The organism is Planctomycetota bacterium (genome assembly GCA_035574235.1).
Taxonomy (GTDB): domain Bacteria; phylum Planctomycetota; class MHYJ01; order MHYJ01; family JACPRB01; genus DATLZA01.
On record DATLZA010000156.1, the window covers coordinates 43,544 to 57,407 of the forward strand.

The 13,864-nt window shown below is 65.9% G+C and carries 12 protein-coding genes; 11 read left to right on the forward strand and 1 reads right to left on the reverse strand.

Going from position 1 to position 13,864, the window contains the following annotated elements; all coding sequences use genetic code 11:
- Positions 1-78: 78 nt before the first annotated feature.
- The 11 genes from VNO22_14480 (at position 79) to groL (ending at position 12,970) form a co-directional block, all read left to right on the forward strand.
- On the forward strand, positions 79-1,008 hold the full coding sequence (locus tag VNO22_14480) for a HEAT repeat domain-containing protein (protein ID HXG62572.1): 930 nt from the start codon (positions 79-81) through the stop codon (positions 1,006-1,008).
- 7 nt (positions 1,009-1,015) lie between these two features.
- The gene (locus tag VNO22_14485) at positions 1,016-1,627 is read left to right on the forward strand and encodes a ubiquinol-cytochrome c reductase iron-sulfur subunit (GenBank protein HXG62573.1); all 612 of its coding nucleotides are present in this window, start codon (positions 1,016-1,018) and stop codon (positions 1,625-1,627) included.
- A 4-nt stretch (positions 1,628-1,631) separates the two neighbouring features.
- Positions 1,632-2,426, forward strand: a complete 795-nt coding sequence (locus VNO22_14490) for a cytochrome b N-terminal domain-containing protein (GenBank protein HXG62574.1) — start codon at positions 1,632-1,634, stop codon at positions 2,424-2,426.
- A 39-nt stretch (positions 2,427-2,465) separates the two neighbouring features.
- Complete coding sequence (locus VNO22_14495; GenBank protein ID HXG62575.1) at positions 2,466-3,596, forward strand: hypothetical protein; 1,131 nt, start codon at positions 2,466-2,468, stop codon at positions 3,594-3,596.
- 1 nt (position 3,597) lies between these two features.
- Positions 3,598-7,656: a c-type cytochrome gene (locus VNO22_14500; GenBank protein HXG62576.1), complete on the forward strand. Its 4,059-nt coding sequence runs from the start codon at positions 3,598-3,600 to the stop codon at positions 7,654-7,656.
- Positions 7,657-7,680: 24 nt separating this feature from the next.
- On the forward strand, positions 7,681-8,418 hold the full coding sequence (locus tag VNO22_14505; GenBank protein ID HXG62577.1) for a carboxypeptidase regulatory-like domain-containing protein: 738 nt from the start codon (positions 7,681-7,683) through the stop codon (positions 8,416-8,418).
- 202 nt (positions 8,419-8,620) lie between these two features.
- The gene (locus tag VNO22_14510; protein ID HXG62578.1) at positions 8,621-9,415 is read left to right on the forward strand and encodes a hypothetical protein; all 795 of its coding nucleotides are present in this window, start codon (positions 8,621-8,623) and stop codon (positions 9,413-9,415) included.
- Between the two features lie 34 nt (positions 9,416-9,449).
- Positions 9,450-10,472 carry a DUF420 domain-containing protein gene (locus VNO22_14515; GenBank protein HXG62579.1) on the forward strand — a complete coding sequence of 341 codons (1,023 nt, stop codon included), beginning with the start codon at positions 9,450-9,452 and terminating at the stop codon, positions 10,470-10,472.
- A 45-nt stretch (positions 10,473-10,517) separates the two neighbouring features.
- Entirely contained in the window at positions 10,518-10,862 is a 345-nt protein-coding gene (locus VNO22_14520; GenBank protein HXG62580.1) for a hypothetical protein, read from the forward strand.
- A gap of 163 nt (positions 10,863-11,025) precedes the next feature.
- Positions 11,026-11,316 carry a co-chaperone GroES gene (gene groES / locus VNO22_14525; GenBank protein HXG62581.1) on the forward strand — a complete coding sequence of 97 codons (291 nt, stop codon included), beginning with the start codon at positions 11,026-11,028 and terminating at the stop codon, positions 11,314-11,316.
- 16 nt (positions 11,317-11,332) lie between these two features.
- The gene (gene groL, locus VNO22_14530; protein HXG62582.1) at positions 11,333-12,970 is read left to right on the forward strand and encodes a chaperonin GroEL; all 1,638 of its coding nucleotides are present in this window, start codon (positions 11,333-11,335) and stop codon (positions 12,968-12,970) included.
- Between the two features lie 230 nt (positions 12,971-13,200).
- Here the strand turns inward: groL and VNO22_14535 are convergent, their stop codons facing one another.
- The gene (locus VNO22_14535) at positions 13,201-13,806 is read right to left on the reverse strand and encodes a macro domain-containing protein (GenBank protein ID HXG62583.1); all 606 of its coding nucleotides are present in this window, start codon (positions 13,804-13,806) and stop codon (positions 13,201-13,203) included.
- Between the last annotated feature and the right edge of the window lie 58 nt (positions 13,807-13,864).

The following is a 13,864-nucleotide window of genomic DNA, read 5'->3' on the forward strand; positions in this document are numbered from 1 at the left end:
CCTTCCGTCCGGCGTTTTCCTTGACCCCCTCCGGGGGGCTCTCTATAGTAGCGGGCGCTTCACGCCCGAGAGGACGGCTTGACCGACGATCGCGAGCTCCGCCAGAAGATCGCCGCCGAGGCGCAGACCGGGTCGGCCTTGGATGCGGGCCCGGGCGTGCGGGCCTTTCAGTTTTTCCTCGTGCCTCTCCTGATCGTCGCGGTTTGCGTGGGGGTGGTGGCGGGGATGACCTACCTCGTGTCGAACCCGCGTCCGGCGGCGGAATGGCTCAAGGACATCCGGGACGGGGGACCCAACACGCGCCCGCATGCGGCCCTTCAGCTGGCGCAGGCGCTGAGGCGGATGAAGGAGCCGGATCCGTCGCTGACGCCCGGAATCATCGAGGTCTATCGTTCCAGTCGTCCGGACGAGACGGAGCTTCGGCGCTATCTGGTGAACTGTCTGGGGACGCTCCGGGATCCGAAGGCGTCCCCTTTCCTGTTGGAGCGGGTCCGGGAGGAGAAGGATCTCGAGCTGCGGGCGGCATGTCTGGACGCGCTCGGGGCGGTCAAGGATCCCGAGACGCTGCCGGAACTCGTCAAATTGCTTGACGATCCGGACGGCGTCGTTAGAAAATACGCCGCCTTCAACGCGGGCGCCGTGGCGGAGCGCGCGCCGGATCGGTCCGGCGCCGTCGAAGCGCTGCGCCGGAAACTTTCGGACCCGCGGCCGGACGTGGGCTGGAACGCGGCGCTGGCGCTGGCTTACTTCCTGGAAGACGGCTCGGGGACGGACACCTTGAAGAAGATGCTCGACCGGGCGTATCTCCGGGAGACGATCGACCCGAAGGATCCGAACGCGGAGATTCTGGCGGCGCGGGTCCTGGTCGGAGCCTGCAACGCGGCCGCGCGCCTTCGGGACGCGAGCTTCCTGCCGCTTCTGCGCCGGCTGGCGGACGACCGCCGGGAGCCGGATCCCGACGTGCGGTTTATCGCCCATCAGGCGATCCAAAAGATCGAATCGAGGTGAGCGCGCGATGGCCGAGGAACAGTTCACGGGCGATCAGGTGAAGGATCTTCGCCGCAAGGTCCCGGAGCCCTACAGCCTCGTGGCGGACTATCCGCCCAAGATCACGCGGCGGAGTTTTTTCATGTCGTGGGCGGGGGCGGCCTGGACCGCCTTCGGCGCCGCGTCGGGCGTGGGGACGCTGGCGATGCTGCGGTACATGATGCCGAACGTTCTTTTCGAGCCGCCGCAGGTCTTCAAGGCAGGCAAGCCCGAGGACTACGAGTGGGACAAGCCGGATGAGCGCTTCAAGCAGGACAAGAAGACCTGGATCGTGAAGCTCTCGAAGGACTATAACGGCCGCCAGAAGGTGCTCGTGGCGCTGGACACCACCTGCACCCACCTGGGCTGCACGCCGAACGTGCTTTTCAGCGAAAGCAAGATCAAGTGCCCCTGCCACGGCTCGGGCTTCCGGTTCACGGGCATCAATTTCGAAGGGCCGGCGCCGCGTCCCCTGGAGCGGTACGCCGTTTCGATCGATCCGATCGACGGACAGATCGTCGTGGACAAGAACCGGAAGTTCCAGCAGGAAAAGGGGCAGTGGGAGGACAAGGCTTCCTTCATCGATCTTTCCACGGCATAGCGGCATGGCGAAGAAGGGCGACGTCGGGCGAATCTGGGATTACATCGTCAACACGCAGGTGTGGCGCTCCATCATGCGCCACGGCTACCCGGACACCCCCCGGAACCGTTCGCTGGCGATCATGTCGAACGTGTTCCTGCATCTGCACCCCATCCGGCTGCGCAAGAGCGGCCTGCGGGTGCGGTACACGTGGTGCATGGGAGGGCTGACCTTTTTCCTCTTCCTCGTCGAGACGATCACCGGGCTGCTCCTGATGTTCTACTACCGCCCCACGGCGGAATACGCCTACCACGACATCGTGTACCTGCGGGCGGACGTGGCGCTGGGGACGATGCGCGAGATTCACCGGTGGGGCGCGCACGCGATGGTGATCACGATCTGGCTGCACATGATGCGTGTGTTTCTCACCGGCGCCTACAAGCCGCCCCGGGAGTTCAACTGGGGCGTGGGGGTGGTGCTTCTGGTGATCACGCTGCTGCTTTCGTTCACCGGATACCTCCTCCCGTGGGACCAGCTGGCCATGTGGGCGATTACGGTGGGGACGAACATGGCGCGGGCGACCCCGCTTCTGGGCCATGAGGGTCCGGGCGCCGCGCTCATCAAGGTCGGCGACATCGGCGTGGTGCACATGGCCAGCGACGTCCGGTTCGGCCTTCTGGCCGGACGGTTCGTGGGACCGCCGGCGATCCTGCGGTTCTACGTGCTGCACTGCGTGGGGTTCCCGCTGATCGCGGCGTTCTTGATCGCGGTTCACTTCTGGCGGGTGCGCAAGGACGGCGGCATCTCGGGCCCGCTGTAGGGCGGGCTTTTTTCGGGGGAGCCGAGGGGACGGCGAACGATGCACGTGCTGGCGGCGGTGGCGGCGGGCGGCGGAGGAGGGGGATTCCTCCCCGAAGGGTTCAAGGACTGGCTCAACCACCTTTTCAACCCCGTCGTCTATACCCTCCTGAGCATCGTGCTGTTCGTGCTCATGATGGTGGGCTATCGCGTCTGGACGCGCCCCAAGGTCGCCCTCGGGATCCTCATCGCCGTCGCCCTCTTCTTCGTGGTGGCCTTTCCGGACATGAACTTCCGGAAGATCGTCACGAAGCCCGACAACGTTCCCATCGTCGCGCTCATCTTCGTGCTGGGCTTCTTCACGTGGTGGGCGCTGCGCCAGGCCGCGATCAACGACGAGCGGATCGAAAAGGGCCTGCCGCCTCAGGAAGCCCTGGAATCCAACGACCGCGTCCTGAGCTGGCCCGACCTGGTCTACACGGAACTCATCTGCTCCGTGATCTTCACGGTCGTGCTCGTGCTGTGGGGCGTGTTCCTGGACGCCCCCCTCGAGGAGCCCGCCAACCCCGGAAAGACCCCGAACCCCTCGAAGGCGCCCTGGTACTTCCTGGGGCTTCAGGAAATGCTCGTCTACTTCGACCCCTGGATCGCGGGCGTGGTGCTGCCCACGATGATCATCACGGGGCTCATCATCATCCCCTACTGCGACCGGAATCCCAAGGGCGTGGGGTATTACACCCTCAAGGAACGCCCCTTCGCCGTCTGGACCTTCATGTTCGGCTTCCTCATCCTCTGGGTGTCCCTCATCATCATGGGCACGTTCCTGCGCGGGCCTAACTGGGAGTTTTTCGGTCCCTTCGAGGCGTGGGACGTCCACAAGGTGAGCCCGCTTTCGAACGTGAACCTGTCGGAGTATTTCTGGGTCAAGTGGCTCGGACAGCCTCTTCCCAACAACATTTTCATGCGCGAGGCGCCGGGCTTCGTGCTGGTCCTGGGTTACCTGTTCGTTCTGCCGCCCGTTCTGGCCTTCACCGTGTTCCGGGGCCTTTACCGGCAGATCGGATTCATCCGGTATAACCTCGTCATCCTCCACCTCCTCGTCATGGTGGGGATGGTCATCAAGATGGTTCTCCGCTGGACGGTGAACCTGAAATACGTCGTGTTCATCCCCGAGTGGTTCTTCAACATCTGATATGGCCGACGCCGCCAAGCCCGACGCCCCCGTGAAGCACGAGCCCCCCAAGGAGCTCGAAGGGAAGGCCCAGGTCCAGAAGTTCATGGGCCGTCCCAAGAGAACTCCCGCGGACCAGGCGGAGTACTTCTACGACGTCAAGGTCACCCATATCGTCTTCTTCGCCGCTTCGCTCGGCCTGCTGGCGTCGTTCCTCCTCATGTTCCGCAAGGACCACGCCCGGCCCTGGAAGGAGTACCAGCGCCAGTTCGCCGAGATGGATTTCGAGAAGCTCTGGTTCGAAATGAACGAGCTGCGCAAGGCGGAGGCGGCTCACGACCAGAAGAAGCGCGAGCTCGAACGCCAGATCGAGGCTTTCCTCAAGATCGTCCGCGGCCGCACGGTTCCGGTCACGCTTTTCGACCCTCAGGCCGCCGAGAAAGTCGCGCGGCTCAAGTCCGCGCCGACCGTCACGGTCCTCGTCGACGAGGAGAAAAAGAAGCTCCTTCTGGCCGAGCAGGAAAAGATCCGCGGGGAGCACTACGACAAGCAGCAGCTTTTCAACTTCGCCAAGGACGAGCTGGGGGCCGTCCGGTACCGCTTCGAGGAAGCGAGCCGCCATTACGAGGAGGCCCGGAAGTCCGGCGACGCCCGGCTTCCCGAGCACGAGCGCGCCTATCTCGAGGCCAAGAAGGCCTGGGAGGCGGTGAACGCCAAGGTGGATCTCCGCAAACGCGAGTTCGACGAGGTGGACGCGCTGAAGACCTTCTACGAGGACTTCGTGACGGCCCTGGAGAGCCGCTCGGTGCCGGGACTCTGGGAGGGGCGCCCGTCCCTGGCGGAGCTGCAGAAAGAGATCGCCCTCATCACCCGCGACCTGGAAGACAAGCGCACGCGCTTCCAGAAGGAACGCCCCAGCTTCGCCAACCGGGTGCGCAACCTTCCCATGCTGGACTTCTTCGCCCCGCAGTACAAGGTCCAGCAGGTGATCCTCCCCGACCTCAAGGATCAGCTCAACTTCACGCGCGTCGACAAGGTGGACCGCTGCCATACCTGCCACGTGGGCATCGCCAATCCCGTCTACGAGGTGCGCATCCATCGTTCGGCGGAGAAGGAGGAGGACCGGTACGTTTTCAAGGATCCCTTCCTTCGGGAGTTCGTGGCCCACGCGCGGGGCCTCAGGGACGGCCGGCCCTTCGAGCCGAAGGACTGCAAGGTCTGCGACCCGGAAGGGCGCAAGAACGCGGAAATGGCCGCCCCGCTTACGCCCCACGGCTCCTGGGATTCGGACGACGCGATCCGGTTCACGAAAGCCTTCATGGCCCATCCGCGCCTGGACCTGTACGTGGCCGATTCCTCCCGCCACCCGATGCAGCGGTTCGGCTGCACGATCTGCCACGAGGGAGACGGACGGGACACGGACTTCACGCGCGTCGTTCACACGCCCGACGACCGCCAGGAAGCGGCCGCCTGGCGCCGCCGGCACGGCACTCCCTTCGGCGAGGAACGCTACAACTGGAACTACCGGGAGCTGTGGGATCTCCCGATGATCCCCTCGAAGTTCGTCCAGGCGTCGTGCCGGCGCTGCCACGTGGATGCCGTGGAGCTGGACGGGGCGGAGAAGTACGTGGCCGGCATGAAGCTCTTCGAGCGCGCCGGCTGCTACGGCTGCCACCGCACGGACACCTACCAGGTTCTGGAAAAGGATCAGGCCAATCCTTCGCTGGATCCCAACCGCAAGGCGCGCCGTCCCGGGCCGCCGCTCACGCGGATCGACACCAAGGTCACGCCGGAATGGGCCTGGAAGTGGCTCATGGGCCCCCGCGACTTCCGCCCCACCACCCGCATGCCGCATTTCTTCCTGCAGTCCAACGCGCGAAACTTCGTCACCGGGCTTGACGAGAAGGGGGAAGTCCGCAAGAAGCCCTACAAGCCCGAGGAGATCGACGGCACCCTCGCCTGGTCGATCCTGCGGTACATCTGGAGCCTGTCGGAGACCCAAGAGGACGCCCCGCCTCCGGCTTCTCTCAAGGGCGATCCCAAACGCGGGGAGCTCATCGTCCGACAGGTGGGATGCACCGCCTGCCACAAGGTCGAGGATACCCCCGAATCCGAATTCCGCGCCTGGACGGATCGGAGCCGGTACCTGGAGGAATTCGCTCCGGCGCTGGCGGGCGTGGGGAGCAAGATCAAGTCCAAAACCTGGCTGTACCACTGGGTGCGCAACCCCAAGAAGCACTTCCCGGATTCCGCGATGCCGAGCCTGCGCCTCACGGAACAGGAAGCGCTGGACGTCGTGGAATACCTGATGACGCTCCGCAAGCCGGAATGGGAGCGCCGCCCCGGCCCGCCGCCGGTGCGGGAAGAGCTCGTCAATGACCTCGTCTTCGAGCAGCTGCGCAAGGCGACCTCCGACGCCAACGCCCGCCGGTTGCTCCAGGGCGGGGATCCGGAGCTCAAGGACCTGGACGGCCGGGTGCGGTGGCTCGGGCGCAAGATGACGGCCAACTTCGGCTGCTACTCCTGCCACCGGCTGCCCCGCAAGGACGGAGAGCCGGACTGGCTCAACACCGAGGGCATCGGCGTGGAGCTGACGGGAGCGCAACCGTTCGGTTCCAAGCATTACGACCGGCTGGACTTCGGCTTCACGATGGACGACGGGGTCAACCATCACGGCGTCACGTTCAAGCACGGAGTGACCGGTCAGGAGATCACCGCCCGCGTCCACGAAACCCGCCAGGACTGGCTGGAGTGGAAGCTGCGCAATCCCCGGATCTTCGACGGCGGCAAAATGGAGTCGAAGCCCTGGGACGAGCTTCTGCGGATGCCCCACTTCGGCCTGACCGACTATGAGATCGAGCTGCTTCAGACGTTCGTCCTGTCCTTCACGGACCATCGGGTCGCCGGGCTGGTGGCGTCGGCGGAGAAGCGGTTTTCCCCCGACGAGAAGGCGCTCAACCGCGGAGAGCGCCTTGTGCGGGACAACAACTGCCGGGCCTGCCACCGGATGTCCCTCGATCGCTTCGAGACGGAGTGGACGCGATTGGACCCGGCTCAGAAGAAGGTCGTGACCACCTGGGAGTGGGTCGAAGGGCGCAACCTCGGGCGCGCGGGGGCGGACAACGCCGAGGCGATCCTCCGGCGCTGGGGGCTGATCTCCGGCGACGTCAAAAAGGAGCAGCTCGCCCGGTACGAGGTTTACTCGATCGACTGGGCGTCCGATCATCGCACGCTCCGGATCCCGGGCGTCGTGGCCGGGGGCAACAAGTTCGTGGCCTTCGACGGGGACGATTGGTGGTACCTCGACACGGACGAAAAAGGCCAGCCCCTCAAGCGGCCGATTCGCCGGAGGATCCCCCAGGACGGAGGGGACATCCTGCCCAAGATCGCCGCCTTCAAGAAGAAGCTCGCCGACGAATCGGACGAGGACATCGGCGACATGAGCGACCCCGGGCAGCTCGAGGCGCGCTATCCTCCGATGCTGCGGACCCAGGGCGTCAAGACCCAGGCCGACTGGCTCTACCGCTTCCTCAAGAATCCCTGGCCGATCCGGCCGAACATTTTCCCGGTGGCGCCGGGCGCCAGGACGATGCCGGATCTCAACATTCGGATGCCCACGTTCGGACTGTCCGACGAGGAGGCGGCGTCGCTTGTGCGGTGGTTCGCCGTCCGGGACCATCTGCCGGGGGTGGATGTCTACCCCTACACGAATTTCCCGGAGCGGGACCCGGCCCTTCTGGCCGCCCGCCGGGAGATCCACGAGAAGGTTCTTCGCGGCGTGATTCTGGACCGCGAAAAGGGGTGCGCAAGCTGCCACTGGGTGGCCGGCCAGGCGCCGCCCGGCGACCCCTTCAAGCACGCGCCGGATCTGGCCCATGTGGAGGAACGGCTCCGCCCCCGGTGGCTCTACCCGTGGGTGGCCGTCCCGGCTTCGATCTATCCGCGCACGACGATGACGTCCTTCTGGTCGAACCCGCAGGATCCGAAACAGGCCGACGAGATCCGGGCGGCCGTGGAGGCGCTGTTGAACTTCCGGAAACTGACCTCCGCGAAGGGCGCGGAGACGCAGGAGAAGAAATAAAAAGAGAATGGAGGTGACAGGGACATGCGTACGCTTGCGATGATGGCGGCCGTCGCGGTCGCGCTGGGCGCGTCCGGCGACCGGCGGGCGTCGGCCGGGACCGGCGGCACGACGGCCCAGGACGGCTTCGCGGTCACGGGCAACGTCAAGATCAAGGGCGACATCCCCAAGCGGAAGAAGATCCGCATGGACGCGGATCCGAAGTGCGCCGCGCTCCACGCGGAGCCTCCGTTGACGGAGGAGGTCGTGGCCGACGCCCAGGGCAACGTCCAGTGGGCGTTCGTCTACGTGAAGAAGGGGCTCGAGGGCAAGAAGTTCGAAGCGCCCAAGACCCCGGTCGTGATCGACCAGAAAGGGTGCCAGTATCACCCGCACGTTCTGGGAATCATGGTCGGACAGGATCTTCTGATCCGCAACAGCGACGATCTGCTCCACAACATCCATGCGCTGCCCTTCAACAACCGAGAGTTCAACTTCGGGCAGCCGCAGAAGGGGATGGAGGAGAAGAAGCAGTTCACCACGCCCGAAATCATGGTCAAGGTGAAGTGCGACATTCATCCGTGGATGAGCGCCTGGGTCGGGGTTCTCGAGCACCCCTTCCACGCGGTTACGGGTCCCGACGGCAACTTCAAGATCGAAGGCCTGCCCGCCGGCAAGTACACGATCGAAGTCTGGCACGAGAAGTACAAGGCGGTTTCCCAGGAGGTCGAAGTCAAGGCCGCCACGACCGTCAACTTCGAGCTGACGGAGAAGAAGGAGTAAGCGTTCCCTCTTCGGACGGAATTCGCGAAGCCCCGGGCGGAGGTCGCCCGGGGCTTCTTTTTATTCCTCTTGCGGCGCGGAAAATTGAAGCGGGACAGAATGTCCCAATCCGATCCCGATTCCGGCGCGCCGGTCGAAGTTCCGCCCGTCAGGCGTGGGCGGCATGCCGTTTGCTTGGGGTCACGGGAAACAGGAGGGCGCGATGAAACGACTTGCGGCGACCCTGATGAGTGTTTTTGTTCTGGGGTGCGGCCGGTCCGAGACGCCCGGTGGATCGGGGGCCGCTTCCCCTTCGCCGGCCCCCGCTCCGGGCGCGGCCGAGTCCCGGCCGGCGCCGCCTTCGGGCGACGCCCCGAAGGGCACGGCGTCGATCCGGGGCGTCGTGCGCGTGACGGGCACGCCGGCACGCGGCAAGGCGCGGCCCAGCGACGACTGCGCGGCGCTTCACGCCGGGCCGATTCTCCTGGACGATATCGTCGCCGACGCGCAGGGTCGCCTGCAATGGGCGTTCGTCTACGTCCGGAAAGGTCTCGAGGGACGCCGTTATCCGCCGCCGGCCGCGCCGGTGGTCATCGATCAGCGCGGCTGCCGGTACGAACCTCACGTGGTCGGGCTCGTCGCCGGCCAGCGGCTGAAGGTCACCAACAGCGACGATCTCCTGCACAACGTGCACGGACTTCCGTTCGCCAACCGCGAATGGAACTGGGGTCAGCCGCGCAAGGGGACGGAAAACGAAATCACGCTTCAGGTGCCGGAGGTCATGATCCGGATGAAATGCGACATCCATCCCTGGATGAGCGCGTGGATCGGCGTGCTGGAGCACCCCTTCTTCGCGGTCACGGGTCCCGACGGGAGCTTCGCGATCGAAGGGCTGCCCGACGGCCGGTACGTCCTGGAAGTCTGGCACGAGGCGTTCGAGCCGGTCCTGAGGGACGTGGAACTCAAGGGCGGAGAATCGCGGGTCGAGGAGTTCGTGCTGGAGAAAAGGAAGCAATAGATCCGCCGCGGCGGATGCCTATAATGGCGCACGCATGAAGGAAAAGGCGCTCTGGGCGCTCTTCGTCGTCCTGGCCGCCTGCGCGGTGGCGGCCGTTCTGGGGCTGTGGTTGCGCCGGGCGGCGCGCGACCGCGCGCCGGAGTTCGCGCTCGTGGACGCGCAAGGGCGGCCGGTGACGCGGCGCGACCTTCTCGGCGAAGTCTGGGTGGCGGACTTCGTCTTCACCCGCTGCCGGCTCACCTGTCCCGCCATGACGTCCGCGATGGCGACGCTGGCCGAGCGCGTGCCGGGGGCTCGGTACGTGTCCTTCACCGTCGATCCGTCGCACGACACTCCCGAGCATCTGGCCCGGTGGACCGCGACGATGGGCGTGGCCCGCGAGGGATGGCTTTGGCTCTCGGGGGCGTCGGAGGAGGAGATGGGGCGGATCGCGCGGGGCTTTCTCCTTCCGACGGGACGGGCCCCGGAAACCGACTCCCGCATGGCGATCCTGCACAGCGAGAAGTTCGTCCTCGTGGACCGCTATGGGCGGATCCGCGGCTGGTACTCGGTGGTGGACGGGCTTTCGCTGCGGAGGGACGAGGCGGCGCTGGCGCGGCTGGAGCAGGATCTGCGGCGCCTGCTGGGGGAGCGCCGGCTGCCCGTCCAGAAGCTGCCGGCGGTGAACGCCGGATTCAACGCCGTCAGCACGCTTCTGCTCATATCCGGATTCGTCTTCATCCGGAAGAAGCGTGTCGGAGCGCACCGGGCCTGCATGGTGGGGGCATTGGCGGCTTCGGCGCTCTTTCTGGCCGGGTATCTGGCGGCGCACTACTATCTGGGTTCGACGCCGTATCCGCGACGGGATTGGACGCGGCCGCTGTATTTCGCCGTTCTGGCGAGTCACTCGGTTCTGGCGGCGTTCATTCTGCCCCTGGCCGGGATCACCCTCTACCGGGCGTTTCGGGGCGACTTCGAGCGTCACCGGGGGATCGCCCGCTGGACGCTTCCCTTGTGGTTGTACGTCTCGGTGACGGGGGTGGCGATCTACGGGATGCTCTACGGCGTCGGCGGATAGGCGGCGGTGGGGGATTTGTCCTTCGCACGGATATTGGCGCGGGGGATGAAGCTTCGCTGTCCCCGTTGCGGGCTGGGGCGGCTCTTCGCGCGCGCCTTTCGGATGCATGCGGCCTGCGTTTCGTGCGGGTTGCCGTTCGAACCCGAGCCGGGATACTATGTCGGAGCGATGTATTTGAATTACGGGGTAACGGCGGCGCTCGGCCTGGCGGCGGGGCTTTTTCTATTGACGCGGATGGATGCTCGAGGCGTGGTGGCGGGTCTGATGATCTTCGGGGTCGTGTTTCCCGTTCTTTTTTTTAGGCACTCCCGATCCCTGTGGCGGGCGGCGGACTTCTACGTGGAAAGGCGCACATCCGGCCCGCCGCCCGAGGAACGCCTGCCAAGGTGACGCCTCCCTCCTGTCAACCCAACAGGACTTCGAAAGTCAGTGGATAGATTGATGTAAAATCATGATTCCAAGCATCTTATAATCGCGTTTTGTCGGCCCTCCTGGCATACCGTTTGCAAGTCTCAAGGCGTCCACGTTTATTGCTGCAGATGGAGGTCTAGAGATGGCGTCGCTTAAGCCTTTGCGGGACAAGGTGGTGGTGGAGCGCAGCGAGGCGGAGGAGCGCACGGCGGGAGGAATCGTGCTGCCCGATACCGCCAAGGACAAGCCCAAGCAGGGGACGGTCATCGCGGTGGGGCCGGGGCGGCTTCTGGAGAACGGCGAGGTCAAGCCCCTGGAGGTGAAGAAGGGGGACCGGGTGCTCTTCGGCGGGTTCGCCGGGACCGAGGTGAAGCTCAACGGCAAGGAGTACCTGATCCTGAGCGAGAACGAGATTCTGGCGGTGGTCGGATAGATATTTAGGAGAAGCCATGGCTGCGAAGCGAATTGCGTTCGACCAGGAGGCGCGCGAGGCGGTCCGCCGCGGCGTGCGGCAGCTGGCCCGCGCCGTGAAGGTCACGCTCGGCCCGCGCGGCCGCGCGGTGCTCCTGGAGAAGAAGTGGGGCGCCCCGGTCGTCTCGGTCGACGGCGTCACGGTCGCCAAGGAGATCGAGCTCAAGGACGCCTACGAAAATATGGGCGCCCAGATGGTCAAGGAGGTCGCCTCCAAGACCAACGACGTGGCCGGCGACGGGACGACGACGTCCGTGGTGCTGGCCGAGGCCATCTTCGAGGAGGGCCTCAAGAACGTGACCGCCGGCGCCAACCCGATCGCCCTCAAGCGCGGGATCGACAAGGCGGTCGAGGCCGTCGTCGCCGAGCTCAAGCGGCTGTCCAAGCCGGTCCGGCTCGACGACATCTCCGAGGTCCGCAACGTCGGCACCATCGCCGCCGGCGGCGACGAGGAAATCGGAAAGATGCTCGCCGAGGCGATGCAGAAGGTGGGCAAGGACGGCGTCATCACCGTCGAGGAAGGCAAGGGCCTGGAGACCTACGTGGAGTGGGTCGAGGGCATGCAGTTCGACAAGGGGTACCTCTCCCCGTACTTCGTGACGGAGCCCGAGGAGATGAAGTGCACCCTGAAGGACTGCTACATCCTCATCCACGAGAAGAAGATCTCGGCGGTCAAGGATCTCATTCCGCTGCTCGAGAAGATCGCCAAGACGGGCAAGCCCCTCCTCATCATCGCGGAAGAGGTGGAAGGCGACGCCCTGGCGACGCTGGTCGTCAACAAGCTGCGCGGGACGCTCCAGGTCTGCGCCGTCAAGGCCCCCGGCTACGGCGACCGCCGCAAGGCCATGCTCGAGGACATCGCCGTCCTCACCGGAGGCAAGGCGATCTTCGAGGATCTGGGCATCGAGCTCGAGAAGGTGGATATCTCCCTCCTCGGCCGGGCCAAGAAGGTCGTCGTCGAGAAGGAGAACACCACGATCGTCGAAGGCGCCGGCGACACCAAGGCCATCCAGGGCCGGATCGCCCAGATCAAGAAGGAGATCGAGACGACGACCTCCGACTACGACCGCGAGAAGCTCCAGGAGCGCCTGGCCAAGCTCGCCGGCGGGGTGGCCCAGATCAACGTCTGCGCCGCCACCGAGGTGGAGATGAAGGAGAAGAAGCTCCGCGTCGAGGACGCGCTGCACGCCACCCGCGCCGCGGTGGAGGAAGGCATCCTGCCCGGCGGCGGCGTGGCCCTCGTGCGCGCGGCCAAGGCGCTCGACAAGGTCAAGGCCTCGGGCGACGACGAGAAGGTCGGCGTGGACATCATCCGCCGCGCCTGCGAGGCCCCCATCCGGCAGATCGCTCAGAACTCGGGCGTGGACGGCGCGATCGTCATCGAGAAGGTGCGCGAGTCCAAGGACGCCACCTTCGGCTTCAACGCGGAGACCCTGGAGTACGGCGACATGCTCAAGATGGGCATCATCGACCCCACCAAGGTCGTCCGCAGCGCCCTCCAGAACGCCGCGAGCGTCGCGTCGCTCCTGCTGACGACCGACGCCGTGATCGCCGAGATTCCGGAGAAGAAGCCCGCCGCGCCTCCGCGTGAAGCGGGCATGGAGGACGAGTTCTAGTCCGGCCGATTCGCACTCCGACGACGGTGAGAGCGCCCCATCCCCCCGGATGGGGCGCTTTTCCAGGCGCCGACCCCTGCGGGCGGTGTCGGGGGGCCCCGGATAGGAGGGGAGGTTAGGGGTTCCGCCTCCGCGGCGGAGCCGCCGGCCCTGTTCTTGGGCCAGGGAAGTTCCTTCGGGCGTCTCTTCCGGGCGACCGGGAGAGACGCCTTTTTTTCGCTCCGGGACGCTCAGCGCGCCGGGGGAGGGGACGTCTCGCCCTTGGGCGCCGCGGGGCTCAGCGGCTCCGCGGGGGGAGGCGCCTCGGGTCCGCCGAACTCCGGCGGCACCTTCTGCTTGAAACGCTCCTCGAAGATCTGGAACGGCTTCTCGTCGTAGAGCACGAACATCACTTCCTCGAGCCCCGACGCCCCCGAGCCGCAGTGGCGGAGCGTCTCTTCGATCAGGATGTCCGCGCAGCGCTCGACGGGCAGCGCCCCCGCCCCCGTGCCGATGGCGGGGAAGGCGATCGTGCGGCACCGAAGCTCGTCCGCCTTCTGAAGCGCCGCGCGCGCGGCGTGGCGCACCGACTTGGCGTCCGCCCAGAGGCCCAGCGGATTCACCGCCGCGTGGATGATCCACTTGGCTTTGAGTTGTCCCGCCGAGGTGACGGCCGCCGTCCCGAGCGGAATCGTTCCGATCCGGTGGCACTCCTCCTGCACCTCCGGACCGGCGGCTCGGCGGATGGCTCCCGAAACGCCTCCTCCGAGCACCAGGTCGTTATTGGCCGAGTTGACGATGGCGTCGGCTTCGACCTGCGTGATGTCGCCTCGGATCATGCGGAGCCGGGTTTTCATGGGCGCGCCTGAGCTTTCGCATTATAGGAGGGAGCGCGCGGGCCGTAAAGGGGGGCGC